Here is a 25,585-nt window from a genome sequence, read left to right as displayed (position 1 = left end):
TATTAACTTCTAAGGGGAATCTAATGAAAAATGCTTTATTTCTTGCAATCGCTTTTCTTTTCGCTTATGTGTTGAATGCAGCTGAACCCTCTTTGACTATCAAAGAGCCAAAAGCAAATTCAACTTATCGTGTCGGTCAAACTATTACTATTTCTTGGGATACTTTAACAAAATCTGGCGATCGTACCTGGGGTAAAACTTTTGAATTTAAATGGTCCGAAAGTCCTGATGGTCCGTGGTCTTTGCTTGCTCTTGCTAAAAATGCTAGGTCCTATAAAGATGTTTCAAGTAGCAACGCTAATGCTGCTTCCGGTAGAACTGTTATTACTTTACCAAGAAGATCTCAGGTCTGGATTAAAATGAACGAAGTTAATAATGAAGACCTTTATGGAATTCAAGGTCCAATAAATATATATACTCCTCCTCCAGCAACAGCTGACTCACTTATTGGAGGTAACTTAACAAATACAATTACTTTGAGCGCATCCAAAATTTATCAGTTGAAAAAAGTATTATACGTTGAAGATGGCGCTACTTTAAGAATAAACCCAGGAACTGTCATTTTGGGCGACCCAAATGATATTTCAGCAATCGTTATAAAACGCGGTGGTAAAATCTATGCTAAAGGAACACCTGAAAAACCTATCGTGATGACCTCTGGCTTTGCTCCTGGTAATCGAGATCGTGGTGATTGGGGTGGGCTGATTATTGCTGGTAAGGCTTCCACCAACCTCGGCGAAGCTGCTATCGAAGGCGGATTGGATGTTAAATATGGTCCTATTGGTGGTGTTGCAGACGATGATGATTCCAGCGGTGTTGTTCAGTATGTTCGTATCGAGTTTGCAGGTATTGCAGAATCTCCAGATAATGAGCTTAATTCGCTCACTATGGGTGGTGTAGGGCGTCGTACGATTATCAGTCACGTTATGGTTTCATATGCTGGCGATGATGCTTACGAATGGTTCGGCGGTACTGTTAACGCTAAATATTTAATTTCATATAATACTATTGACGACGATATGGACACTGATAATGGTTTTCGTGGCAAAGTTCAACACGTTCTCATTGTTCGCTATCCAGATATAGCGGATCAATCTAATTCCGAATCATTCGAAAGTGATAACGACTCAAAATCTTCCTATAATACCCCATATACAAATCCAATATTTTCAAATGTTACTGTTGTAGGTCCCCTTGCTGATACTAGCTGGACTGTCGGGACAGGTGCTAATAAATACCATTCAAAGCACCTTACTGCTGTTCAAATACGCCGTAATAGCCGTATGAACCTTGTTAATTCTGTAATTATGGGCTATAATGCTGGTCTCGAACTTACTAATAATAATACAGTGCTTGCTGCTTCTAACGACTCCATTATGGTTCGCTACAATGATTTCTACGGAATTAAAAACAATAAATTCTTTTATTTTGGCAGTGGAACAACTCAACAAGGTAATGTTGACGCTAATTGGCTTGCTAAAGAAGAATTTGGCAATAGATTTATTAATCAAGCTGGCCCAGTTGCTGTTTATGCAAAAGTGCCCGGTGCTTTTCCGGGAACTACTGGGGTATTTAACCCTCTCCCAGCAAGTGATGCAGACTATCTAAATAAAGCTAATTGGACAGCTTCGAATGCAGCTGTTACTCTCAACGATCCATACTTTGATAAAGTTCCCTATCGCGGCGCATTCCATACTGAACGTTGGGACTTGCCTTGGGCTGAATATAATCCTGTAAACAAAGTCTATACAAGTGTTAACGACGATTATTCCACTAATCTGTTGCCACAATTCAAAGCCGAAGCTGCACCTCTTCCAGCTAATGAATACACTGTTGTAACTTATATTTTACCAGAAAGCGGCAATGCTACAATACGCTTGGTTGATGCTACCGGTTCTGTTAAATCAATTTTTTTCGAAAATCAATTCCAAAACGCCGGTACTCACCAATTTATGCTTAATTCTTCTCAACTTTCCACTGGTATTTACTACCTTCAAATTATTACTGCTAAAAATGTTTATACTATAAATATTCCGGTTGTGAAATAACGTTTCACACCTTTTTTCAGAAGCCCGGTTGAAAAATCGGGCTTTTTTGTTTAATAACTCTTAATTTTATTTTTTTTTTTCGATTAAAATTATAATATTTGCTTTTTAATGAGTGTTACTTACATTACTGTTATTTTATATGAGTAATTTTTACTTGAAATATTCACTGCCACTAAAATTTGGCTCCTCAGATTCTGCTTAATTTTCTTTATTTTAATTTAGAAACTTAATTTTATTATATTTTTTAATTTTTAGTATTGGAGTATTTTTTTATGAGTATTAGTTTAATAGGAAAATCTATTTCAGAATCAGCCACCCTTCGACTTAATGAAATTGCCGCTGTACTTCGAGCAAAAGGCGAACCTGTTATTCATCTTGGCGGTGGCGAACCCAAAACAAAAGCACCTCTCGATGCCATTCTTCAAGCAGTTTCTTTGCTCAATAGTGCCGAAGTTCGCTACACTCCTGCCGATGGGATTCCCGAACTTAAACAAGCTGTCATTAGATATACCCAGGATTTCTACGACAGAAAAGTTGAGCCAGAAAACGTAATTATCTCCGGCGGTGCTAAACAAGCCATTATGGTAGCTCTTCAGGCAATACTTAATCCTCAGGAAGAATGTATCTTCCCTGCCCCTTACTGGGTTTCTTATCCTGAAATGTGCAAACTAATCGGTGCAGTGCCTGTACCTGTCTATCCAGAAGATGGAACTTTTTACCCAAGAATTCAGGATATCGAACGTGTGGTTACTTCCTACACTAAATGTGTAATTATTAACAGCCCGAATAACCCAACTGGTGCAATGTATTCGGAAGATTTTATTCGCGATATAGTAGAATTTTGCGAAAAGCGTAACCTTTATTTAATTATGGATGATATTTATCATCGCCTTATATTCGACGGTCGCAAGCCTATCAATTGCTATGAATATGCCAATGATTTGGGTGAAAACTCCAAATTAATCCTTATCAATGGTATTAGTAAACAATATTCAATGACTGGTTTCCGTATCGGTTGGGCTGTTGCTAATAAAAATTTAATCCGTGTTATGACTAACATTCAGGGACATCAGACATCAGGTCCAAGCGTTGTGCTTCAAAAAGCTGCGGTCGGTGCTTTGAACGGTACTCAATCTGGTGTTGAGAACCTACGTCGCACTCTCGAAAACAATCGTAATGTAATGATGGAGCGACTTAATGCTTTCGAAGGTGTTCGCGCTTACAAACCAGATGGAACATTCTACTGCTTTGTTGATTTTAGCCATTACGAAAAAGATTCTCACAAACTAAGCGAGTTCCTACTCGAAAAGGTTCGCGTTCTTACAGTTCCAGGTATTGAATTCGGTATGGAAGGATTCTTGCGCCTCTCCACTTGCGGTTCTATTAAAGATATTACTGAAGGTATCGAACGCATTAAATGGGCTTTGGACCCGAACTCACCTAACGAACTTTATATCGGTGAACGTAAATTAGTGAGGGATTGGCTATGAAATATTTAGAATTTCCTACCCCAGCCTCAAAGCATGCGCGTGAATATGCAAGCGATTACAAACTCGCTAATCACGGATTGCAACATTTAGATAGGGTTTATTGGAATTTGCCTACTCCAGCTCTTATCGAAGAAGCTGTCTTTCGTGGTGAAGGACATCTTACCACTGGCGGCGCCCTCGTTGTAAATACCGGTAAATGGACTGCTCGCGCTGCAAATGATAAATTTATTGTCGACGAAGAACTTACTCGGGATAAAATTTGGTGGGGTGTTTACAACCGTCCCGTTACCCAGGAGAACTTCAATTCCTTGCTCACTCGATTGCTTGCATATTGGCAGGGCGAAGAACTTTTCGTACAAGATTGTTACGTCGGTGCCGACCCAAATTACCGTATGCCTATTAGAATTGTTACTGAATATGCTTGGCAGAGTCTTTTTGCTCGCAATATGTTTATTCCAATTGAAAATCGCGACACTTTGAAAAATCACGTTCCTGAATTTACTTTGCTCGCTGCTCCATCATTCAAAGCCGACCCAAAAATTGACGGTACTCGAACTGAAACCGCTATGGTAATAAATTTTGCTAAACGTATGGCTATTGTTGCCGGCAGTATGTATGGCGGCGAAATTAAGAAAACTATCTTTACTGTTATGAATTTCCTGAAACCACTCGAAAACGTTATGGCAATGCACTGCTCTGCTAACGTTGGCAACGATGGTAGTGTTGCTCTCTTCTTTGGACTTTCCGGAACTGGCAAGACTACTCTTTCTGCTGATCCACGCCGTAAATTAATTGGCGACGACGAACACGGTTGGAGCGATGAAGGTGTTTTCAACTTCGAAGGTGGTTGCTATGCCAAAGTTATTCGTCTTTCTGCTGAACACGAACCTGAAATCTATTCCTGTACTCGTCGTTTTGGTACTATTCTGGAAAATGTTATCTACGATCCAGCTTCTCGTAAAATTGATTTAGACGATGATATGCTGACCGAAAATACACGTGCTTCGTATCCGCTTGATTTTATCCCTAACTCGCTTCCTGAAAAAATGTCGCGCACTCATCCAAAAGATGTTATCTTCCTTACTTGCGATGCAACTGGCGTGCTCCCTCCTATTGCACGTCTCGATATGAATCAAGCTATGTATCATTTCATCAGCGGATATACTTCAAAAATAGCTGGAACAGAAATCGGCCTCGGTATTGAACCTGAAATTACTTTCAGTGCCTGCTTTGGTGCGCCTTTTATGGTTCATCATCCTTTTTACTATGCTAATTTGTTGCGTAGCAAGATGGAAAAACACGGCACTCGCTGTTGGCTCGTCAATACCGGTTGGGTTGGTGGTAAATTTGGAGTCGGTAAGCGCATAAGTATTCGCCATACCCGCAATATGCTGAATGCTGCTTTGGACGGTCTGCTCGATAATGTTGAATACAGAACTGACAAAGTTTTTGGCTTCCAAGTTCCTCTTACTTGTCCGGGTGTCCCCGATGATGTACTCGAACCATCTAACGCTTGGGGTAATAAAGACGAATATTGGAGCAAATACGATGCTCTCGCTGCTCGCTACATCGAAAACTTCAAATTGTTCGAAAGTGGTTGTCCAGATGAAGTCAAAAAAGCAGGTCCTCAGCGTTTAGTTCGTAATTATTAATCCACTGTTATATATTAAAAAAGGCTGTCCTTGAGTTTTGTGGCAGCCTTTTTTTATAATTCTTTTTATTTTTTTAACCTTAATTTTTAAAACATTATTAATCAATTATTTATACAATAATTAGAACAATGTAAGATTCAAAATATCAACCAATTCATTTTATTACCAGTACACTTAGTCGAGTAAAATTATTAAAACTAATTTTTGTTTACGCATAAACAAAAAAACTGCCCTTTTGTGGCAGCTTTTTGTGGGCCTGGAGGGACTTGAACCCCCAACCGACGGATTATGAGTCCGGCGCTCTAACCAATTGAGCTACAGGCCCCTTTATTCTTATCTACTAATATCTAAATAATCAGATATTTTATAGACTACAAAAATAAGAAAAAATTGATAAAATACAAATTAATAATTAAACAAACCTAAATATATACCTATCTGCAATCCCAACCCATTACTATTCATCTTATTAGGTGTATTTTTCAGCTCCGCATCCTTATTGAAAGTCCATTTTTTATCTACAAGTGGATTGTCGAAAGTCAAGTTATAATGCACGTTGGCACGTATCATAGCAAAATTAGTTACAGCATATTCTACGCTTAATTGTGGCTGAACCATCATAAATTTGTTCTCAATCCTGTTCATTTTAGCAGACCCGACAATTATATTATCAACGTCTGTCCAATCAATTGAAGCTGGCGTCTCTGTTGTTTCAAGTATATAATTCCCCCAACCAAAATTCAGCCCTGGAAGCACTGCCAGACTTTTTATTGGGACTATTCCATAATCAATCGAAAATCCATTTATTGCAACTTTTAATTCTGCAGTTCGTTTCAAATTTGTTGTAGAATTTTCTTTCTCTGAAATTTTACTCCCGCTTATACCGAAAAAGCCAAGACGAGTATTTGGAATTACAACAAGTCCTGTAAATCCATGAACCCCACCTAATGTAAAAATACCTTCAAACTTGTCTAACCCAAGCTTATCAGCAACATATTTATTGAGTTCGTCATAATTTAGCATCAAAAAAGTAAGCTGATAACCTGCCCCAACTGAAAAATATGGATTGCTCTCGCTTTTCAATGGTTCCGTTTCAAATGAGAAATTATCCAGCTCGTCATCTTGTGCTAATATTCTTGAAGTAGCTAATAATACGAATAAAAATAAAAACAATGTTTTTTTCATATTTCCCTCAAATTAAATATTTTTCATATCTTTAACGAATGAAGATTAGAATTAATTTAACAAATAAATTATTAACTCTCTATTTTCGTTTATACATTTTTGTATTAATCGAAATAGTAGATATGAAAACAAAAAATATTTCTGAAAATTTCCTTGCAATCGAAGATGAATTCTCTTCTTATGAAAATTCGAAAATAGTTATTCTTCCTGTCCCTTACGAACATACTACAAGCTATGGGCAAGGTACTGCTCTCGGACCAGATGCCATTATCGAAGCTTCTCATTATGTCGAATTTTATGACGAAGAGTTCAATAGCCAGCTCTGCTTTGATAAAGGTATTGCAACGCTATACTCAATTGAATTCAATGGAAAACACGATAAAGAAGCACTTGATTTGATTGAACAAACCGTCGATAAACTCCTCGCAGATGGCAAATTTGTGGTTACTTTAGGTGGTGAACACACAATTTCGACGGCTCCAATAAAGTCTCACTTCAAGAAATATCCAGAAATGTCAATTCTGCATTTTGATGCTCACTCGGATTTACGAGAAAATTATGAGGATAATCCATATTCTCACGCTTCCTTTATGCATCGAGTTGTTGAATTTTTTGGAACTAAAAACATTACTCAGGTCGGTATTCGTGCCCAATGTATCGAAGAAGCCAATTTTATTAAGCAAAACAATATCAATACTTTCTATGCATGGCAAATTCGAAGAAAAATCTGGGGTGATAACTGGCAAAAAGTTGTTGCTGATACCCTTGCTGAAAACGTTTATGTAACTTTCGATGTCGATTGTTTCGACCCATCACTTATGCCATCGACTGGCACTCCCGAACCCAACGGTCTTTTCTATGCAGAAGTTCTTGATATTTTCTACGAAATGCAAAAGCAAAACAAGAAAATTATTGGCTTCGATGTCGTCGAATTGGCTCCAATCGAGGGTTTGCATCACCCAAATTTGACAACTGCCAGCTTAGTTTATAAATTAATGCACTACTTGAAATTTTAGATATGGAACACCATCTATTAAGAGACTTTTTGATTATCATCGGTACTTCGATTTTTGTTGTATTTTTGTTCCATAAGCTTAAACTTCCCTCAATCGTTGGTTTCCTGCTTACAGGTATGCTTATCGGACCTTTTGGATTGAAACTTATTTCTGATTTGTCTCAGGTTCAACTTATTGCAGAAGTAGGCGTTATTTTAATCTTGTTCTCTGTTGGTATAGAATTTTCACTTACTAAACTCTTCTCAATCAAAAGGAATGTGTTTGTTGGTGGTGGATTGCAAGTCGGGCTTACCATTGCGTTATCAGTTTTGCTTTCTTCTTTTTTGAATTTTAATCTTAATCAGGCAATATTTATTGGTTTTTTAATTGCTCTGAGCTCTACTGCCTTGATGATGAAAATTATTTCTCACCGATTAGGTACCGATAGCCCTGCTGGAAGGCTTTCTCTGAGTATTTCAATTTTCCAGGATTTGGTTATTTTACCAATGTTTTTGCTTGTCCCGCTACTTGTAGGTGGGGGTGTTAATTTCGAAGAAGAAATTATTATACTTTTTGGGAAAACTTTATTTATCGTTGGATTTATTTTTGTTTCTGTAAAATATATAATGCCAAACTTAATTTTTCAAATCGCTAAAACTCGTATCAAAGAACTGTTTATTCTTGTTATCTTGTCTATTTGCATTATTACTGTTTGGATTTCTTCTCTGATTGGCATTTCTCTCGCTCTTGGTGGATTTATTGCTGGACTTGTCATTTCGGAAACTGAATATAGCGAAGAAGCACTGTCGAACATTGAACCTTTTAAAGAGGTTTTTGCAAGTTTCTTTTTCGTTTCTGTCGGAATGCTCCTTGATATTAATTTTCTTCTCAATAACTATGGTGCTGTTCTTTTCGCACTGTTTATTTTAGTATCAATTAAATTCATTTCTGCGTTTGTTCCATCGTATTTGCTAACTAAAAGTATTCGGGTTTCCACTCTGACTGGTTTGACGGTCGCTCAAATCGGAGAATTTGCCTTTGTTTTGGCGATTACTGGTATTTCATTCGGGCTTATAAATGGCTTTACTCATCAACTTTTTCTTGCTACAACTGTTCTTTCTATCACGATCAATCCTATTCTGATTGAACTCGGAATGCTCTTAATTAATAATATTTCAGAAAGATACAAAAAAGATAAATCAATTGCTAATGAAGTGAATAACATTTTCAATCTCAGCAATCACCTTATTATCATTGGGTTTGGACTTAATGGAAGAAATTTAGCTGCTGCTGCCAGGTTTGCCAATATTCCATATTCTATAATCGAAATGAACCCTGTTACCGTCAGGGAAGAAGCAAAAAAAGGAGAAAAAATTATCTTCGGCGATGCAACTCGCGAACTTATTCTTATGAAAGCGGGCATTGCTTCTGCTAAAATCGTTGTCTCTACTATTCCAGACCCAATTGCTGAACACGCCATTGCCAAAATTGTCAAAAGGATGAACCCAGACGTCTATCTGATTATTAGAACTCGCTACGATAGGGAAATGGACACCCTTTATTCATTAGGTGTTGATGAAGTTATCCCAGAGGAATTTGAAACATCTATTGAAATTTTTACCCGCGTTTTACATATTTTCAATGTTCCTTCCGAAGATATTGAAAAATTCGCAAACTACATTCGTGGAAATCGATATGAACTGTTTAGAAATATCAAAAAATCTATCAAACATAAAGTTTTTTTATCCAAGCTGAGCAACCATCGAACTTATGCAACAAAAGTAAATAAAAATTCTTATCTCGATGGCAAAACCCTGTTCGAAGCAGATTTGCGTGGCAAATACTCAACTGCTATTATTGCTGTTCAGCGTAACTCGGAAGTAATAATTAATCCCCCGCCTGATTTTCGTATTCAATCGGGGGATATCGTTCTATTATTCGGTAGTATTGAGAATATCGATACAGTGAGAAAGATTATTAGTTAGCTCTCGATATTTCGTATCCCTCTTTTGTATCTTTTATCGAATAGCCTATTTCAATAATTTTATTCCTAATTTCATCGGCTCGCTTAAAATCTTTTGCCTTTTTCGCCGAAAGTCTTTCCTCAGCTAAATCTATTATCTCTTGTGGAATTTCTTCTTTAACTTCTTTGCGTTCAGATATTTCCCAGACTGAATAAATATCATTTACTTGCGACATTACTGTTAGTAATTTTCTCGCATCTTCCACACTTATTTTATCAACCTCGTTTTCGTTAATAAACGAAAACAACGCTGCTAACGCTTTCGGAGAATGCAAATCGTTTGCAAGTTCGGTAAATACTTTATTCTGTAATTCAAAGGCTGCTCCTTCAATTTTTTCGCCAGCAATCCCAGCGGCTTTATCCCACAAATCATAAATATATTCTTGCACTTTCAATCTTGCCTTTCTTGCTGCACTAATTCCATCGAAAGTGAAATTATATTTTGATGAATAATGCGCCGATAGCATAGCAAAACGAATATCTATGGGGTCCAAGCCTTTGGCAATTAAGTCTCTAAGAGTGAAGAAATTTCCAAGCGATTTACTCATTTTTTCGCCTTCGACTTCCAGAAATTCGTTATGACACCAGAATGCTGTTGGATCAATGCTATATCCTGCCTTGCTTTGAGCAATTTCATCTTCGTGATGCGGGAATTTTAAATCAACCCCACCTGTATGTATATCGAATGGCAATCCTAATAGTTCATATTCCATAGATGAACACTCAATATGCCAGCCAGGGCGACCAGGATAGTTCGTCCCATCAATATAAAAATCCCAACAAGGTTCGCCTTCCTTGTAAGATTTCCATAGAACAAAATCGCTTACTTGTTCTCTTTCGTATTGGTCTGCATCAATTCTATACCCACTCTTAAAATTATCGAAGTCAATTCTGTATAATTTCCCATAAACATCAACTTCTCGCCAGGCAGAAACATCAAAATATACTGAACCTTCTGAAATGTAAGCAAAACCATTTTTCATAATTTTCAGTATTAATTCTTGCATAGGCTTTATATATTCTGTGGCTCTTGGCATAGAATAAAAGTGTTCTTTTTTAATTCCAAGTCTTGAAATATCCTCAATAAATGCTTCAAGATAATAATTCGTGAATTTCTTTAAATTTTCTCGTGGGTCTTCTGTTTGTTCACCCATTTCGGTTTTCCATTCTAGTGAACCAATCTTACTGTCGCGTATCGTTTTATCATCTATGTCTGTTATATTCATTACCCATCGCATCCTATAACCACCCACAACTCTTAACACCCTTTGTAAAAAATCAGCAAATAAAAATGCTCTCATATTACCTATATGTGCGTAATTATATACAGTTGGACCGCAAGAATACATTCTCACTTCGTTATCTTTGATTGGGACAAATGTCTCTACTTTTTTAGTTAATGAGTTATATAACCGTATTTCCATCATTCATAAATCAAAAATATTTTACAAAAAATAAAATTAGCAATTTTTTACGAATTATTCGTTTGAAAATTTGTGATATTTTTTTGTTACTTTTTGGCAGTTCGATTGTTTTTCTTTTTAGATGAAAACTGATCTAAAAAATATTAAAGATGAGGAACTTTTTCTGCTGATGGCAAAAGGCGATCGATTGTCTTTTCTTGCGTTCGAGGAATTATATAATAGATATTCTTCGAAAATCTATACTTATATTCGAAAAATATTAAATAACTCACCTGCATCAGACGATATTTTTCAAGAAACATTCATCCGTTTCTATGAATTTTCTAAAAAATGCAAAGAAATGACCAATGTCATTGGCTTTTTGATAAAAACTGCACGTAATCTTTGTCTTAACGAAAAAAATTCCAAAAATTCATCGCATTTAGATATTGCTAATTTTAATTTCGCATATTACGATAAATCCTATGAAAACAAAGAAATTAATGAACTAATTAATATTGGGCTAGACGCTCTTCCAGAAAAATATAGAGAAGTTTTGGTCCTGCGAGAGTTTATGGACTTTTCCTATCAAGAAATTGCTGATATTCTTGGTATTTCTATGCCAGTGGTGCGAATCCGTATCTTTCGTGCTAAAAATAAACTGAGAGAATTTTTAGCATCTTTCTTGACCGAAAATGAAAAAAACAAAATAGGTAAAATAAAATGAATGATTTTCTAAATATTAACTATTCTGAAAAAATTGTCGCCTTCCTCGATGGGGAACTTGACGCCTCCGAACGCGAAAGCCTCTTCCTTACTATGGCGTCAAGCCCGCAATTACAAGAAGAAATGCGACAGCAAATCATTATCTCTCAAACTTTGAAAAAGTCTCTTTTAGTCCCTCCTGAAACTTTGAAAAATAACATCTTCGCTGCCATTGGTGCTACTTCTGTTCCTGTGTCCAATACCCCCAGAACCATTTATTCGAAACTACTCAATAAAAGATTAACTTTGATTCTGTCTTCGCTTCTGTTATTGCTGATTGTTTCTTTTGTTTCTTATCAATTCTTCGATAAAGAACAACTGAAAGCAGATAATACACAAGCGTTAGTCTCTGCAAAATTTGATTTACCAAAAGAAATTCCCGCGTCAAGCTCTTTTAGCGAAAATTATCAAGCATTACCAAAACAAATTATTAAATCAAAAAGCTCAACGGTAATTACAAATCCTGTCACAAATCTAAATACTAATTCATCTCAAACAAGGGAATTATCAATGATTAACAAAGAAGAACTAGTGCAATCTGTTGATAATCCTATATTTTTTATTGATGTTAGTGATATTATTGAAACAAATTCGAACTTCTTATTCAAAAAGAAAAAGCGTTTTTCTCAAATATTCGAGACAGTTTTCACAAAAACTGAATTTTTAGATAAACTCTCTATGCAAATTCGTTTTTTCGAAGCTAAGAACTTTGTTAATGCTAATGTCAAGCCTATTAGTGAACCAATTTTAAACAACTTTGGATTTGCAATTATCTATGATATTGACAATAATAATTCTGTTGCCATAGAACTCGGACAAGAAGATTTTGTTCAGAAATTCAAAGGAAATATAGATGATTTCCCTGCTTTAGTTAAACAAAACTACACTGCTTTTTGGGCTGGTGCGTCCTATCAATATACTTTTGAAGATTACAAGTCTATTAGTCCATTCGTTCGTGGTATGATTGGTGGTACTCGAATTGGGCCTGTTTCTAAAATTATTATTGGTGCAAAATATTACTTATCGAACAAAGTTTATGCTTTTGCTGGAATAGAAAATACCGGCTTATTCTACGAATTCCAGAATAAATGGTATTCGTCTTTGAAAAGTGGACTATCCGGAGGAGTATCGATTAAATTCTAATGGCGATTTTGCTAATAATATTACTTGTTTTTGCACTCAATGCTTGCGACAATCCTATCGATATTCAAGCAAACCGTGAAGTTTTGGATTTACGCAAAGATGGCGACACAATTTTTGCAATTGTTCCCAGCAACATTGACTTGGATAATCTGCTTTTTGGGAAAAATACTAACTTAACTTTAAAAATAGAAAATTTATCTTATCAATATATTTTGCTTAAAGATATTGTAATTAAAGGAAATAAAAATAATTACCAACTTGAAAATCTAAAAAGTCTTTATCTATCTCCATTTTCAAATGATAGTATATTATTAAAAATAAACCCGACAAAATTTGGACAATTTACAGATACTCTTTTTTTCCGAGAATATTTTCGTCCTTTCTTTTTAGTTCATTATAGTGTGCCGCTTGTTTTTTCATCAGATATTGATTTTGGCGCTGTTCAAATCGGTTCAATGAAAATTAGTTCCATCAATATTTACAATTTTTCTTCAAATGAGGTGTTGATTGATAATTTCTCTATTATTGGTGATTCTTCTGTTTTTAAAATTGAAAATTTAAGTCCGAAGCAATTTCCACTCACTATTCCAGCAAATGGAACACCTCGGCAACTTATTGTTAGTTTTCGTCCCACTGCAATAAAGAAATATGAAGTTAATTACATCTTTCGCTTTGAAGTAAATAATGATGGCGTTGTAGATAATATTTCCAGATTATTTGGAAACGGTATCTGATTGTATTTCCCAGAATTTATAAACTTCATCTTTCTTCTCAATGAATTTTAATACTGCTGCAGTTTTAATTCCTGTTGCATCTGAAAGCAATTTGCTTGCCAAGTTGCATTTTCCACTCTTTCTTACAAATACTAATATGCTTTTATTTAGGATTTCGCTATCCTGAATATCTCCAAGTAATGTCTGATACTTACCTAATTCTTTACTCGATATGCTATTCTCAGTATCAATTTGTTGCAAAAACTCATACAAATAGCGGAATTTTTTGAACTTTATGCGAAATTTATGAATGGTATCAATTTTTTCTATTTCAATTTTATCAAAACTATCTATTGCCTGCTTATACTTTTTGTCTAATGCAATGATAAAATCTTCATCTGAGATAATCCCATTTTTTAGAGCATTCCGCAATTCTAATTCAAAAAAGAAAAACAATCCTTCGATTTCAACTAAATTATCCTGTGAAAATAACGGCTGCAATTTCTTGATTATTTTTTTCTCTTTCTTAATTAAATAGTTAATGAACAATAACCAATATTCGCTATTTATTGCTTTTGCTTTGTGATTTTCAATTAATATTTGAATGTCACGAAGTTTGGAAAGTTTATTGAAATGAAATTTTAATATTTTTACTAAATTTTCTCCATATGCCGAGTTAATTTTACTTAAAGCAAATTCTACCAACGTGATAATTCTTCTTGAACAAACTCTTAAATCGTGAATTGTATCGCTCTTAAATTTTTTTAAAGCATTATTATATAGACTAATATATGTGTCGGTCAATAATTCATATCTTTTTTGCACTTCCTCAATAAATATTGTATCGTCAATCTTCATATTTATTCAAACTTTTATTAATTTTACTATCAATTTAATAATAATTTGTTTATTTAGTATTTTGTATTAGTTAATAATTATAAAAGGTTTAGTATGAAAAATATTTTTATTCACGAAGTTGGGATGCGTGATGGTTTACAAATGGAGAAATCTGTTGTCCCAAAAGAAAAAAAACTTGAATGGATTGACCGATTAGTAAATGCAAATGTTGATATTATTCAAGTTGGTTCTTTTGTTAACCCACAAAGAATGCCTCAAATGGCCGATACAGATGAACTTTTTCTCGAAATCAACCAAAAATATGCAAACTCAAAGCACCCAATCTTTTCCGGACTTGTATTAAATGAAAAAGGATTAGAGCGTGCAATCAACTCCGGCGTTGAATTAATTTGTATGGGTGTTTCTGCAAGCGAAACTCACAGTCAGAAAAATACTGGAATGACTACTTCCGAAGCTCTACAAAGAATTATTGCTATGGCACAACAAGCCAAATCCGCTGGTTTTGCTGTTCAGGTCTCTGTCCAGAGTGCTTTCGGGTGTGGTTTCGAAGGTCTAGTTCCAAAAGAACGTGTTTTATCCATCATTGACAAATATTTAGAAAATGATTTATTCAAAATATCTCTTGCTGATACTGCAGGACACGCCTTTCCACAGCAAGTAGAAGATTTGTTTGAAGAAATCAAAAAGCGTTCCGATAAAACAGAACTAACTTGTCATTTCCATAATACATACGGTCTTGGTATGGCAAATATCTATGTTGCAATGCAAATTGGAGTCGAATATTTCGAAACTGCTTTCGGTGGATTAGGTGGTTGCCCATTCACTAAAATTGCCTCAGGCAATGTTTCTACCGAAGACTTTGCCCATTACTTGCATAGGTTGAACTTGCGAAAAGATATTGTTCTTCCTTATATTGTTGATTTGGCAAAACAAGTTGCCGATTACTTTGGTAAAACACTTCCCGGTTGCGTTTATCAAGCCGGAATTTTAAACTACTAACCAGCAAAAATTGTTATATAAAATCGATGTGTTTACCACTTGGTAAACACATTTTTTTTATATATTCTACAATAATTTATACCAATAAGCGATAAGATAAACAGATAATAATAAAATAAATAAATAAATATAGGATTTTTCGTATGAATATTTTTTACTTTTTATTATTAGCAGTTTCGTTTTTAGTGTTTTCTTGCGATGACGATGAAAATGAACCAACGAATTCCGATAATAATCTTACCGGAGATAAAAATAGGCTTTATGTAAAGTTTATTAACAACCCAGAATCTAAATACACTGTTACGACTTTGCAATACAAAAACGCTGGTCTTGTTACGTCAGGTTTGAACCCGATAGGGGAATGGAGTGATAATTTGCTTAAAACAAACCAAACTCTTAAACCCGGCGAGCATACATTTTTCTTTGTTAACATTCCGCGCCAATACTGGGCTATTTGTAGAATTGGTGTTTATGATTCTGTATCTAAACAAACTTTATTTATCAATGACCAACCTGGATTTGATGACTATTGGATTAAGCCTACAATTACTCACTGGGGTGGAGATAACCGAACTGTTAAAGTGACTCTTGAATTTAGAAGCGATGAAAATATGATTCTGCCTACTTTTTGGAGTGATTGGACAGGTATTGAAAATTAACTATCTGATTTTTGCCCAAATAGATAATGATATTAATATTACTCCCGATGCGACAAATGTCCAAACCATATCAAGATGCGACACAATTACACTACAACTTAAGTAACTAAGCAAAGCACCTAATAAATTTGCTGATGATGCAATTCCCATAATCCCACCTTTATTGCTTTCATCAGCGCGATAGCTCAATGCAGAATATAAACTCGGTGCAATTGCTGCAAAAAATACGCCTACAAGCGCTCTAATTGGAAACAACCATAGATAATGATTAGAAATTACGTGAAGCAATGATGCGCAACCAGCAATAAACACTGCAGGCGAAAATATCTTGCTATATGCAGTTGTGTCGTTTTTTCTTCCCCAGTATGGAGCAAAAATAATACTAAATATTCCAACGGTAGCTACTAATAGCCCCGTGATTGTTGATAATACACTTTGTGGTGCTCCAAGCCTTGCCACATAATAAGGAAATATCGGATTTGATAATAATATAGCCATTTGTGAGAATATAATTAACAAGATTATCTTCGACATTTCACTGTTATGAATAACTGTTATTAAATTATCTAAAACTTTGCTTCGAGTGTTTATTAATTCCACTCTTTGCTCTTTAACGCATCCGATAATTAATATTCCACTTATTACACATAATATTGCTACTATTATAAAAACACTTCTAACTCCACTTGCATCAGATAGTATTCCCCCGAAAAACGGTCCAATGATGATGCCAGCAGATGATGCGCTTTGTAATATTCCTATTGCATATCCATTTCGGTTCTTTGGCGTGTTCTTACTCACAAATGCCAGTGCTGCTGCAATAAATCCACTCGACGCTCCCTGGAAAACCCTTAAAGCAAATAATTGATATATATTTACCGAAAATCCCATCAAAAATACGGCTAATGCTAATCCGAAAATTGCACGAATTACCATTTTCTTCTGTCCGTATCTATCCCCTAGCATTCCCCACACTGGGACAGCAAAAATCGACAGAAAATACGGTCCCGCAAACACCATACTGCTCCAAAATTTTGCTTGTACAGGGTCGTTCACGCCTAATTCAAGCACAAATAACGGAAGAAACGGTACAAGCCCGTTCATTCCTACCATTGCAATAAACTGAGCCGTTGCAAGGATTATTAAATTACGCTTCCATAAGTTTTCGGTGCTTGGTCTGAATAAAATTTGTCGAATTTTTTTGAATTTATTGAATAAATCCATTATTTTAAATCCGAGTGAATTCGTTTGATTTTAAGAATTTCTGCAAACATTTTTACGCTATCCTTTATCGGGCTAACCGTTGTTCTCTCGTCATTATACCACTCTACCCCAACTTCTTTTATTTTATAATTCATTTTTTTTGCTAAATATAAAATTTCAACATCAAATGAAAAACCATTGATTTTTGCTCGATTAAAAATATCCAGTGCAGCTTGCTCACGAAAACATTTGAAACCACATTGAGTGTCTTTTATTCCTTTCACTACAAGCATCTGAACAATTTTATTGAATGTTTTGCCCATAAATTCTCTGTAAAATGGCTGGTGTTTCTTAATCAATTTATAATCTACTGCCCTTGAACCTATACAAACATCGTATCCATTTTTCAGAAATTTTTTGAGCTTCTCGATTTCGTATATTGGTGTCGATAAGTCTGCATCGGTAAACAACCTATATTCTCCATTTGCTGCAAGCATCCCACGCCGAACAGCGGCACCTTTCCCGTAATTTATTCCATCACTTATTACTTTTACATCTTCAAAACTCTTCGCTACATCAATAGTCCCATCTGTCGAACCATCGTCTGAAACGATAATTTCATAGGTTAAAGTAGTGTTTCTTAAATATTGTGTAATCAGACTTAATGTATTACCTAATCTTGCCTCTTCATTATATGCTGGTATTATTACTGATAATTCTGGTTTCATAATCATTTTTTGTTCTTGCTTAATTTACAAAAATAAGTTATTTTTCTTTGTTTATAAACTTTTTATACTTATTCGCTTTGAAAATAATTAAAATATCCGAAGCTGAAAGCTGTGCCGACGGTAATATCGGCTATGATATTTATTTTGACAAAAATACCGACCAAAATTTTATTGATTATCTTTCTAAATTAGGTAAAATCAAAATCGATAATACGTTCGATATCCCATATTTTAAGATTATTGTCAAAGGTTATTACACGCTGAAAGGTTCTCTTGGTCAGAACTTTCTCCGGATGATAGTTCCTGAAAGCATTTTCAAACAAATTTTTGATGAATTCGAAAAATATATTTCGAACTATCAAAATAAATAGTTATGATATTTTTTCTATTTTTAGCATTTGCCGTTGTATCGGATTTAGCATTTGCTCAAAGTAATCCACAAGCCTTCAAGTTGAGTGGCTCATCTTACAATTTCAATGAGTGGAAAGAAGATGCACCTGCAAAAACCTACCCAGTTTCTATGATTTTTCACACTTTAAAAAAATCCGATCCAAAAATCGAAGACGAAATGACCGGCGACTGGATTTCTCCTTACAACTTGAAATCAAAAGCAAGAATAAACGGACTTGGGCAATACGGCTTTTCTTTTCTATCAACATCACTATCGCAGGATGATGATGGCTATCCTGGTGCTGCTGTCCTCGCTCTTGATACCCGTAATTGTTCCGAAATTTATCTTCGTTGGACTGCTCGCACTTTTAACGTAGGGGAGAGAAACTACTTCATTCAATTGCAATACCGAACTGATGATAAATCAAAATTCGTCAACGTTCCCAACTCAACTTATTCCTCTTCTCAAACAAAAGGTGATTTCAGGGTTTTCGGCCCTACCAAATTGCCTGATATTTGTTCAAACAAAAGCTACATCCAACTTCGCTGGAAATATTGCTATGCCAATGATGGCTCTTCCGGCACTCGCCCTCAACTTGCAGTCGATGATATTCTTGTTTCAGACAACTTAAATAATTCAGTGTATGATGATATCGAAAATAGTGAATTTACTGTGGTCGATAAAATAATATATCTCAATTCGGACGATATTTCCTTTGTTGAAATTTATAATTTATTAGGCAAGATAGTCTATTCCTCTAATCTAATGGAAAACATTACCGTAATCGATATGAATTTTTTGCTAAATGGAGTATATTTTATAGTTTTGAAGAAAAATGAACAAATTATTTTAAAAAAATTACTTTTACATTGATAAAAATCTTTTATATATTGCTCTTTTTGATTTTAGTAGTATCTTGCACCAATCCTTTCGCTCCTGCTCTGCTCAAAGATGCAAGAGACGACTTTCAGCTCGGCGACCAACGAACCGTGGAAGGTGTGTTCAAAAATTTTAGCTACGCTTATAAATATAAAGATACTGTTCTATATGGCAAGATTCTACATCCTGATTTTACTTTCAACTACCGTAATTACGACAAGAATATCGACCCGACCTGGACACGCAGCGAAGATATGATTGCTACTGCTCGGCTTTTTGCAGCAGCTCAAGACTTAAACCTTGTTTGGAATGAAATTCTTTACATTCGAGGCGATTCTCTCTTTTTAGATGTTTCTCGAAGCTTCTCCCTTACAATTACTTTCGCACCCAACGATGTTTTAAATGTATTTGGAAAAGCTATTTTTTATCTGAAACGAGAAAATCCAAGCGATGAATGGAAAATAATATTATGGCGTGATGAATCAAACTTTTAACAATAGAGGTAATAAATGTTACAACTGAAACCAATAATTGGAATTATTATGGGAAGCGATTCCGATCTGCCAACAATGCAAGCTGCCGCTGATATTTGCGAAGGATTTGGCGTGCCTTACGAAATTAAAATTGTATCAGCTCATCGAACACCTGATGATATGGCTGAATACGGACGCAGTGCTCACAAACGTGGCATTAAAGTGATTATTGCTGGTGCCGGCGGCGCTGCTCATTTGCCCGGTATGATTGCTTCGCATACACCACTACCCGTAATTGGTGTTCCTGTACAGTCAAAGGCATTGAATGGACTTGATTCTCTTCTTTCTATTGTGCAAATGCCAGCTGGTGTCCCTGTGGCTACCGTCGCCATCGGAAATGCGAAAAATGCTGGCTTGCTCGCGATTAAAATGCTTGCTATTGCCGACCCAAAACTTTTGGAAAAAATGATAGAATACAAAAATAAAATGGCAGAGGAATCGCGTGCAAAAAACGATATTTTTGCTTGATAAATTTTAGATGAAGTATTTCTAATCTATAAGTTAAGGACTTGCAAATAGTGTGCAGGTAACTTCATTATTTGAACGTTCCCAAACTTGCCTTACAACTTTCCCTGAACCTCGCACTTGCACCTTTACCCCAGCCGAATGCAATATTGTAATCGCACGTCTTAATGGTAATCCAACTACTGAGGGCATCCTCTCACTATTTGCTTTTTCCTGCGATGTCTCAATTTTTATTACAGTTGAACGTAAAATCTTTCGCCCTGGCTCGGGAAATACTTGTTTGACGACACCCTCTCTCACTGTTGCTGAATATCGTAATCCTAATTCTTGTAATATTTTTTCTGCTTCCGAATATTCAAGTCCATTTATATTGGGAACAAAGACGGTATCGCTTGCATTATTCGCAATGTTTTTTACTTTTATCGATTGGTTCTTTATTGAAAGCCATCTGAGAGCAATATTCTTAAAAATAGGTGCTGCTGTTGAACCTCCATATATGCTTGTTTTAGGCTTATCTAAAAAAACAAGTATGCAAATTTCAGGATTGTTAGCAGGAAAATATCCTGCAAAAGAAGCATTGTAGTCAGATTTCGAATATGATCCATCAACAAGCTGCTGAGAAGTTCCTGTTTTCCCAGCAATTTCTACTCCTCCAATTTTTGCAGCAATCCCAGTACCTTTTTGAACTACTTCTTTTAAAACATTTGTCAATGTATTAGCTGTATTTTCAGATACTACACGTCTTATTTTTTCAGGGCTAAATTGCTTTACTAAATTTCCTTTCTCATCGTAGATCGCATTTATAACGTACGGTTTCATCATTATTCCGCCATTCGCGATTGTGGCAAATGCATTTGCCATTTGTAGTGGTGTTGCCAATATCCCATAACCAAATCCAATAAATCTTTTGGTGGATACATTCATTTGCTCCGCTCTTTGGATCTTTCCTGATACTTCTCCCGGCAAATCAATCCTTGTTGGAATACCGAATCCAAAATCTCTAATATATTTGTAAAATTTATAATCAGGTATCTTTGCTGCAACACTCGACAGAATAATATTACTCGAATACACAATACCTTCTCTAAAGGTCGTTATACCAAGCGGGTGAACGTCCTTAATTACAAAATTCGAAAAATGCAATTCGCCTTGAAAACCGTTGTATTTATCTTCAAGTTTTGTTATGTTCTCTTCTAAAGCTGCTGACGCTGTAACCACTTTGAAAGTTGAACCCGGTTCGTAAACATCAGTGATTGAACGATTTCGCATATTTGCATTAATGTATGTTGATGGGTCATTCGGATTAAAATTTGGATAAGTTGCCATTGCCAACACTTCACCTGTCGAGGGCTTTATTGCAACAACTGTTCCAGATTCAGCAAGCGAGTTCTTAACACCTTGCATTAATTCAAATTCTACAATCCTTTGTAAATCAATATCCAGTGTAAGCTGCAACGAATATCCGTTTGTAGGTCGTATTATTGGTAAATCTGCTGATGGTCGCAACCTGCCCAACCCATCACGAAACATAATCATATATCCGCTTCTACCTGTAAGTATGCTGTCATAACTTAACTCTATTCCCGTAAGCCCTCGATTATCTATATCAGTGCAACCAAGTATTTGTGATGCCAGCGAGCCATAATGATATTGCCGTCGTGGTTCTTCTATTAATATAAGTCCTCTATCTTTGATATAAAACAATTCTTTTACTTTTTCTGGTGTAACTCCTCTAACAAGCCACAGAAACGAACCTTTTGCAGATAGGATCTTTCTATTTAAACTCTCTGCCGCTATTCCAAGATTCTTTTCAATGATTTTTAGTATTTCTGATTTTTTCTGCAACAGGTTCGGATCTACTGCTATCGAATAACTTTTCACAGACGAAGCAAGTAAATTGCCATTCCTGTCGTAAATATTCCCTCTCTGGGAACTTAAATCTAATTTAGTTTCGTGTTGCCGCCGTGCTTTTTCTTTGTAATACGGTGCCTTTAATATCTGAAGCTGAAATAATCGACCAATTACAATTAATAGTCCTATATTAATCAATATCATTAATAGCCAAAATTTCCAGAACTTCTTCCTTCTTGTATATGTATTCTCTTCGCTACTCTTCATTTTTCAATTTAATTTTTTGAGGTACTTTCGATGGTTTCATCATACCTAAATTTTCTTCTGCTATTTTGGTTATTCTAGATACGCTTTCCAGTTCTATGATTTTTGTTATTAATACTTGATTTGATGTCCGAACCTCATCATACTGCTTTTCAAGATTCTGTATTTCCGATAACAAACTATTTACTTTAAATACATTATCAATATAAGTAATAGTCAAAATTGCTGCCAATACAACCAAACCAAATGTTTTCCATCTGTTAGATTTTATTTTATTGATTAGACTCATTTCCCTTTTCTGTTTCTTTGGAATAAATCCTGAACTCTTTATAAGTAAAATACATTAAAACTAATATAAATGAAATCACAAATGTAAGCAACAACATTAACTTTTTGTTAGGTGAAGATTGTTTGTCTGGAACAAATGCTTTGTCTAACACTTCAACAGTTGGGACGTCCCGGTTTTCTTGTATTGCTTCCTGATGTCGCTGCGTTTCGAGATACATAATAATTTGCTCAACGATTTTCTTATCCCTGTATAAATTAGCGTATTCACGAGCAAGACTCGGTATCTTATCAAAAGGTATAGAAAAACCATCTGAACCAGTTAGACCTCCACTTTGCACTGCATTATACTGTTTTCTCAGTTGGTTCACTATATTTTGCTGCTGGATTAAATATGGATTGTCCTTGCTTAATTCATTTTTCGCAATATTAAGTTCCATTTCAGCTTTTGCTAACTGCAAACCAACTTCTATCGCTTGTTTAACAAGAGCCTGTGTTTGATCGTCAATTTTAAGTACTCTATTAGTTCGCTGAAAGTTTTCAAGAATGTTATCTATTGAATCAGATTTTTCTCTGTATTTTGCTAATTCTTTCTCTATATACATTCTTGATTTTTTTGCAGCTGATGTGTTTTTCGACCGAACAATTAAATCTAATCCTTTTACTGCTTCGTCCGCAAACTTCTTTGCTAATTGTTTGGTTGCCTGTTTTTCCTGTGATGATGCAAAGAAACACGTTTTTGCAGATGTTTGAAAAACAATGAGTCCCGTTTTCTCTACATCGACTTTGAAATTTTCCTGCAAATATTCAATTAATTCATTGTTTGTCATTCCATCGTATTGTGGCAATTGCTTTAATTTAAGTTCTTTAATCAAATATTCTGCAATTGCCCTGCTTCTTAATATATCAGCCAAAACTAATGATTGATTATTAGAACTTCCAAGGCTTGGCAATCCAGAAGGTAGTCCACCAGCAAAATTCTGCAAAATTCCTGATAATCCTGTGTTCTCACCTTGCTTGGGGGGCATAACCGTTGTGTACGTTTTGTAGGTGTGTGGCATTATTAGCGAGAAAATAAACGTAACAACACAAGCAACAAATACAATTATCCATATTATTTTCGAGTGCTTTTTGTAAATCTCGAAAAATTTACTTATGCCAATGCTTTCTATTTTTGCTTCTGTTTCTTTCATTTATTTCTTATTAATGTTTGAAAATGCGAGTACAACACCAGCAATAGTAAGAATTTGTGTTGCTATTGTTAAACCTTTGGTAAATGCCTCCATAAATGTTAATTCTCTCTCAGGTGGCACTAATATTACATCGCCAGGTTCAATAACGTAATCTCGTTTCTTTGCTCGAAACAATCCTCCACTGTGTTTATTAATCATCGTCTCGCTTTCGTCAGCTCTATATCCAAATCCACCCGCTAACTCAATGTATTCCATATAATCAGCACCCGGGCGAAATGCAATCAAACCAGGCTTGGCTACTCGTCCTTGAACGTTCACAAATTTCTTAATTGATGGGACTACTATTGAATCTCTATGAGTTAAATAAAAATTATCCGGTGTATTAGGATTGTTCATAATTTTCCGAAAATCTATCGAGATTACACCCTTTCTTTCTGTCTTCCTTGATTGGAAATATCTGAATTCGCTTTCCGACATTTCTGAAGGCAGCACTCTGCTTAATCTTTCCATTTCTAAATCTGGTTTTTCAAGCTCATTTTGGCTTATGTATTCAACAAACTCTACTGCTGCTTCGTCTGTAAATCCACCTGCTCTCTTGATCAAATCAGTAACTCTATCTTTTTTTTCTTCAATGGCATAGTAACCAGGGAAATTTACCTCTCCTTTGATAACAACATAGTGTAATTTCCTCCATTTAGGTACACTGCGAACGAAAATCCTATCTCCCGAATGAAGCAAAAAATCATTTTGAATTGTTTCTGTACTTAAATTTTGACTCTTTAAATATGACAGATCAAGAAAGCTTACTTGAAAACCCGTTTTTTGAGCAGAGTAATATTCAACCGAATCGAGAAAAGCGGATTCTGTAAATCCAAGCCCAAACTTTAACAATGTCGATAAACTATCTCCCTCGCGGTATTCAAACAACCCACTATTGACAACATCACCATACAGCCCAATAATGGATTTTTCATTTATTTCCGGGACAATTATTTTATCTCCTCCGAGCACATAAGGATTTGCTTCCTCATCGCCCAGAAAGTAGAATTTCATTAAATCTACATTTTTTTGTTCGCCATTGTTTCTCAATAATATTATATTTCTCCAAGAGGCTTCTCGACGTAATCCACCTGCTTTATCGATTACCTCAGACACTCTATCAGCAGGTGTCGCCGGATAAATCCCATTCCGCACAACCTGCCCACTAACACTAACTTTAAACTGTCGTATCTTTTGCAAAGTGATATGTATTTCCGTTGGATTTAGCCTTTTTCGAATTAATTCCTCGATTAACGAAATTGCTTGTGATAATGCTTTGCCTTTTAATTCAATTTTTCCAATTCCAGGAATTAATAATGCCCCCTCGGGCGATATACTAATCTCGAAGTGCTTGGGCTTCGCAGAAATAATTGAAATTGCCAATTCATCGCCCTGTCCTAAAATATACTTATCTGGATCTATTTCTTTCTCCAATAGACCAGTTGCTGATTTAAGTGATGAAAAAGCCATTTCCTTTGCCAATGAATCGCTAAATTCATCTTTTGGCAATCTATATATGCTATAATCAATTTGTGCGGATGAAATATAGTAGGTGAATGCAAAACACAAATAGTATAAAATAATTGTGCAAATCGTTTTTTTCATACTGCACTGCATTATAATTAGATAATTTTACAAATTTATAAAAAAAGCAATAATAAATAAATATATTTAATTCATAATAATTTCAATCGGTCCCCCAATTATGAAAAATGATTTAATTTTTGTTCATTTATTGATACATTATAATTTTTTCACTCTACTTAATTTATTATTAATAAAAATTTGATAAATTTGTAAGTTATAAATTTGCGGGTATTC

Annotated in this window: 23 protein-coding genes and 1 tRNA gene; 14 read left to right on the top strand and 10 right to left on the bottom strand. The window is 35.2% G+C overall.

Annotation, left to right across the window (positions count from 1 at the left end; all coding sequences use genetic code 11):
- The first annotated feature begins 23 nt into the window (after positions 1 to 23).
- From AC6QZF_RS09375 to pckA, 3 genes are all read left to right on the top strand, one after another.
- Positions 24 to 2,048: a beta-helix domain-containing protein gene (locus tag AC6QZF_RS09375; protein WP_499799624.1), complete on the top strand. Its 2,025-nt coding sequence runs from the start codon at positions 24 to 26 to the stop codon at positions 2,046 to 2,048.
- A gap of 272 nt (positions 2,049 to 2,320) precedes the next feature.
- Positions 2,321 to 3,538 carry a pyridoxal phosphate-dependent aminotransferase gene (locus AC6QZF_RS09370; protein WP_499799623.1) on the top strand — a complete coding sequence of 406 codons (1,218 nt, stop codon included), beginning with the start codon at positions 2,321 to 2,323 and terminating at the stop codon, positions 3,536 to 3,538.
- On the top strand, positions 3,535 to 5,190 hold the full coding sequence (pckA, locus tag AC6QZF_RS09365; RefSeq protein WP_499799622.1) for a phosphoenolpyruvate carboxykinase (ATP): 1,656 nt from the start codon (positions 3,535 to 3,537) through the stop codon (positions 5,188 to 5,190). Before AC6QZF_RS09370 ends, pckA begins: the two co-directional genes overlap by 4 nt.
- A gap of 251 nt (positions 5,191 to 5,441) precedes the next feature.
- On the opposite strand, the gene AC6QZF_RS09360 is transcribed toward pckA, so the two are convergent.
- Together AC6QZF_RS09360 and AC6QZF_RS09355 are read right to left on the bottom strand one after the other, a co-directional pair.
- Positions 5,442 to 5,515, bottom strand: a tRNA-Ile gene (locus tag AC6QZF_RS09360).
- Positions 5,516 to 5,595: 80 nt separating this feature from the next.
- Positions 5,596 to 6,375, bottom strand: coding sequence for a hypothetical protein (locus AC6QZF_RS09355; RefSeq protein ID WP_499799621.1), 780 nt, complete (start codon positions 6,373 to 6,375; stop codon positions 5,596 to 5,598).
- A 122-nt stretch (positions 6,376 to 6,497) separates the two neighbouring features.
- Here AC6QZF_RS09355 and speB point away from each other — a divergent pair, with 122 nt between their 5' ends.
- Positions 6,498 to 7,391 carry an agmatinase gene (gene speB, locus AC6QZF_RS09350; RefSeq protein WP_499799620.1) on the top strand — a complete coding sequence of 298 codons (894 nt, stop codon included), beginning with the start codon at positions 6,498 to 6,500 and terminating at the stop codon, positions 7,389 to 7,391.
- Positions 7,392 to 7,393: 2 nt separating this feature from the next.
- Positions 7,394 to 9,355 (top strand): monovalent cation:proton antiporter family protein, encoded by a 1,962-nt coding sequence (locus AC6QZF_RS09345; protein ID WP_499799619.1) that lies wholly within the window; start codon positions 7,394 to 7,396, stop codon positions 9,353 to 9,355.
- Here AC6QZF_RS09345 and cysS read toward each other — a convergent pair.
- On the bottom strand, positions 9,348 to 10,820 hold the full coding sequence (cysS, locus tag AC6QZF_RS09340) for a cysteine--tRNA ligase (RefSeq protein WP_499799618.1): 1,473 nt from the start codon (positions 10,818 to 10,820) through the stop codon (positions 9,348 to 9,350). The genes AC6QZF_RS09345 and cysS overlap by 8 nt on opposite strands.
- Before the next feature lie 118 nt (positions 10,821 to 10,938).
- Between cysS and AC6QZF_RS09335 the strand changes: the two genes are divergently transcribed.
- From AC6QZF_RS09335 to AC6QZF_RS09325, 3 genes are read left to right on the top strand one after another with little or no spacing between them, the layout of a single operon-like run.
- Positions 10,939 to 11,523: an RNA polymerase sigma factor gene (locus tag AC6QZF_RS09335; protein ID WP_499799617.1), complete on the top strand. Its 585-nt coding sequence runs from the start codon at positions 10,939 to 10,941 to the stop codon at positions 11,521 to 11,523.
- Positions 11,520 to 12,704 carry a hypothetical protein gene (locus AC6QZF_RS09330; protein ID WP_499799616.1) on the top strand — a complete coding sequence of 395 codons (1,185 nt, stop codon included), beginning with the start codon at positions 11,520 to 11,522 and terminating at the stop codon, positions 12,702 to 12,704. Before AC6QZF_RS09335 ends, AC6QZF_RS09330 begins: the two co-directional genes overlap by 4 nt.
- On the top strand, positions 12,704 to 13,438 hold the full coding sequence (locus AC6QZF_RS09325) for a hypothetical protein (protein WP_499799615.1): 735 nt from the start codon (positions 12,704 to 12,706) through the stop codon (positions 13,436 to 13,438). The genes AC6QZF_RS09330 and AC6QZF_RS09325 overlap by 1 nt, the downstream gene beginning before the upstream one ends.
- Here AC6QZF_RS09325 and AC6QZF_RS09320 read toward each other — a convergent pair.
- Positions 13,418 to 14,275, bottom strand: coding sequence for a CHAD domain-containing protein (locus AC6QZF_RS09320; RefSeq protein WP_499799614.1), 858 nt, complete (start codon positions 14,273 to 14,275; stop codon positions 13,418 to 13,420). The genes AC6QZF_RS09325 and AC6QZF_RS09320 overlap by 21 nt on opposite strands.
- A 93-nt stretch (positions 14,276 to 14,368) precedes the next feature.
- Here AC6QZF_RS09320 and AC6QZF_RS09315 point away from each other — a divergent pair, with 93 nt between their 5' ends.
- Together AC6QZF_RS09315 and AC6QZF_RS09310 are read left to right on the top strand one after the other, a co-directional pair.
- The gene (locus AC6QZF_RS09315; RefSeq protein ID WP_499799613.1) at positions 14,369 to 15,274 is read left to right on the top strand and encodes a hydroxymethylglutaryl-CoA lyase; all 906 of its coding nucleotides are present in this window, start codon (positions 14,369 to 14,371) and stop codon (positions 15,272 to 15,274) included.
- 143 nt (positions 15,275 to 15,417) lie between these two features.
- Positions 15,418 to 15,933, top strand: a complete 516-nt coding sequence (locus AC6QZF_RS09310; RefSeq protein ID WP_499799612.1) for a hypothetical protein — start codon at positions 15,418 to 15,420, stop codon at positions 15,931 to 15,933.
- Here the strand turns inward: AC6QZF_RS09310 and AC6QZF_RS09305 are convergent, their stop codons facing one another.
- Together AC6QZF_RS09305 and AC6QZF_RS09300 are read right to left on the bottom strand one after the other, a co-directional pair.
- Complete coding sequence (locus tag AC6QZF_RS09305; RefSeq protein WP_499799611.1) at positions 15,934 to 17,157, bottom strand: MFS transporter; 1,224 nt, start codon at positions 17,155 to 17,157, stop codon at positions 15,934 to 15,936. It abuts the gene before it with no gap.
- A complete protein-coding gene (locus AC6QZF_RS09300; RefSeq protein ID WP_499799610.1) occupies positions 17,157 to 17,870 on the bottom strand; it encodes a dolichyl-phosphate beta-glucosyltransferase in 714 nt (237 codons plus the stop codon). The genes AC6QZF_RS09305 and AC6QZF_RS09300 overlap by 1 nt, the downstream gene beginning before the upstream one ends.
- A gap of 71 nt (positions 17,871 to 17,941) precedes the next feature.
- On the opposite strand from AC6QZF_RS09300, the gene AC6QZF_RS09295 reads away from it, so the two are divergent.
- From AC6QZF_RS09295 to purE, 4 genes are read left to right on the top strand one after another with little or no spacing between them, the layout of a single operon-like run.
- Positions 17,942 to 18,235: a hypothetical protein gene (locus AC6QZF_RS09295; protein WP_499799609.1), complete on the top strand. Its 294-nt coding sequence runs from the start codon at positions 17,942 to 17,944 to the stop codon at positions 18,233 to 18,235.
- A 2-nt stretch (positions 18,236 to 18,237) separates the two neighbouring features.
- Positions 18,238 to 19,128 carry a T9SS type A sorting domain-containing protein gene (locus AC6QZF_RS09290; protein ID WP_499799608.1) on the top strand — a complete coding sequence of 297 codons (891 nt, stop codon included), beginning with the start codon at positions 18,238 to 18,240 and terminating at the stop codon, positions 19,126 to 19,128.
- A gap of 26 nt (positions 19,129 to 19,154) precedes the next feature.
- The gene (locus AC6QZF_RS09285) at positions 19,155 to 19,628 is read left to right on the top strand and encodes a hypothetical protein (protein ID WP_499799607.1); all 474 of its coding nucleotides are present in this window, start codon (positions 19,155 to 19,157) and stop codon (positions 19,626 to 19,628) included.
- A gap of 15 nt (positions 19,629 to 19,643) precedes the next feature.
- Positions 19,644 to 20,135 (top strand): 5-(carboxyamino)imidazole ribonucleotide mutase, encoded by a 492-nt coding sequence (gene purE, locus AC6QZF_RS09280; RefSeq protein ID WP_499799606.1) that lies wholly within the window; start codon positions 19,644 to 19,646, stop codon positions 20,133 to 20,135.
- Positions 20,136 to 20,168: 33 nt separating this feature from the next.
- Here the strand turns inward: purE and AC6QZF_RS09275 are convergent, their stop codons facing one another.
- The 4 genes from AC6QZF_RS09275 to AC6QZF_RS09260 are packed head-to-tail and all read right to left on the bottom strand — an operon-like array spanning position 20,169 to position 25,369.
- Positions 20,169 to 22,250, bottom strand: coding sequence for a penicillin-binding transpeptidase domain-containing protein (locus AC6QZF_RS09275; protein WP_499799605.1), 2,082 nt, complete (start codon positions 22,248 to 22,250; stop codon positions 20,169 to 20,171).
- Complete coding sequence (locus tag AC6QZF_RS09270) at positions 22,240 to 22,536, bottom strand: FtsL-like putative cell division protein (RefSeq protein ID WP_499799604.1); 297 nt, start codon at positions 22,534 to 22,536, stop codon at positions 22,240 to 22,242. The genes AC6QZF_RS09275 and AC6QZF_RS09270 overlap by 11 nt, the downstream gene beginning before the upstream one ends.
- Positions 22,520 to 23,725, bottom strand: coding sequence for a GumC family protein (locus tag AC6QZF_RS09265; protein WP_499799603.1), 1,206 nt, complete (start codon positions 23,723 to 23,725; stop codon positions 22,520 to 22,522). Before AC6QZF_RS09265 ends, AC6QZF_RS09270 begins: the two co-directional genes overlap by 17 nt.
- The gene (locus AC6QZF_RS09260) at positions 23,726 to 25,369 is read right to left on the bottom strand and encodes a polysaccharide biosynthesis/export family protein (protein WP_499799602.1); all 1,644 of its coding nucleotides are present in this window, start codon (positions 25,367 to 25,369) and stop codon (positions 23,726 to 23,728) included.
- Between the last annotated feature and the right edge of the window lie 216 nt (positions 25,370 to 25,585).

It is taken from the genome of Eximiradius sp. (genome assembly GCA_937127445.1).
In the GTDB taxonomy this organism is placed as follows: domain Bacteria; phylum Bacteroidota; class Ignavibacteria; order Kapaibacteriales; family UBA2268; genus JAKIZO01.
This window is presented reverse-complemented; position numbering and strand designations above follow the sequence as displayed.

Coding starts and splice junctions, on each gene's coding strand:
- AC6QZF_RS09375 (WP_499799624.1), top strand. CDS start 24: ATGAAAAATGCTTTATTTCTTGCAATCGCTTTTCTTTTCGCTTATGTG.
- AC6QZF_RS09370 (WP_499799623.1), top strand. CDS start 2,321: ATGAGTATTAGTTTAATAGGAAAATCTATTTCAGAATCAGCCACCCTT.
- pckA (WP_499799622.1), top strand. CDS start 3,535: ATGAAATATTTAGAATTTCCTACCCCAGCCTCAAAGCATGCGCGTGAA.
- AC6QZF_RS09355 (WP_499799621.1), bottom strand. CDS start 6,375: ATGAAAAAAACATTGTTTTTATTTTTATTCGTATTATTAGCTACTTCA.
- speB (WP_499799620.1), top strand. CDS start 6,498: ATGAAAACAAAAAATATTTCTGAAAATTTCCTTGCAATCGAAGATGAA.
- AC6QZF_RS09345 (WP_499799619.1), top strand. CDS start 7,394: ATGGAACACCATCTATTAAGAGACTTTTTGATTATCATCGGTACTTCG.
- cysS (WP_499799618.1), bottom strand. CDS start 10,820: ATGATGGAAATACGGTTATATAACTCATTAACTAAAAAAGTAGAGACA.
- AC6QZF_RS09335 (WP_499799617.1), top strand. CDS start 10,939: ATGAAAACTGATCTAAAAAATATTAAAGATGAGGAACTTTTTCTGCTG.
- AC6QZF_RS09330 (WP_499799616.1), top strand. CDS start 11,520: ATGAATGATTTTCTAAATATTAACTATTCTGAAAAAATTGTCGCCTTC.
- AC6QZF_RS09325 (WP_499799615.1), top strand. CDS start 12,704: ATGGCGATTTTGCTAATAATATTACTTGTTTTTGCACTCAATGCTTGC.
- AC6QZF_RS09320 (WP_499799614.1), bottom strand. CDS start 14,275: ATGAAGATTGACGATACAATATTTATTGAGGAAGTGCAAAAAAGATAT.
- AC6QZF_RS09315 (WP_499799613.1), top strand. CDS start 14,369: ATGAAAAATATTTTTATTCACGAAGTTGGGATGCGTGATGGTTTACAA.
- AC6QZF_RS09310 (WP_499799612.1), top strand. CDS start 15,418: ATGAATATTTTTTACTTTTTATTATTAGCAGTTTCGTTTTTAGTGTTT.
- AC6QZF_RS09305 (WP_499799611.1), bottom strand. CDS start 17,157: ATGGATTTATTCAATAAATTCAAAAAAATTCGACAAATTTTATTCAGA.
- AC6QZF_RS09300 (WP_499799610.1), bottom strand. CDS start 17,870: ATGATTATGAAACCAGAATTATCAGTAATAATACCAGCATATAATGAA.
- AC6QZF_RS09290 (WP_499799608.1), top strand. CDS start 18,238: ATGATATTTTTTCTATTTTTAGCATTTGCCGTTGTATCGGATTTAGCA.
- purE (WP_499799606.1), top strand. CDS start 19,644: ATGTTACAACTGAAACCAATAATTGGAATTATTATGGGAAGCGATTCC.
- AC6QZF_RS09275 (WP_499799605.1), bottom strand. CDS start 22,250: ATGAAGAGTAGCGAAGAGAATACATATACAAGAAGGAAGAAGTTCTGG.
- AC6QZF_RS09270 (WP_499799604.1), bottom strand. CDS start 22,536: ATGAGTCTAATCAATAAAATAAAATCTAACAGATGGAAAACATTTGGT.
- AC6QZF_RS09265 (WP_499799603.1), bottom strand. CDS start 23,725: ATGAAAGAAACAGAAGCAAAAATAGAAAGCATTGGCATAAGTAAATTT.
- AC6QZF_RS09260 (WP_499799602.1), bottom strand. CDS start 25,369: ATGAAAAAAACGATTTGCACAATTATTTTATACTATTTGTGTTTTGCA.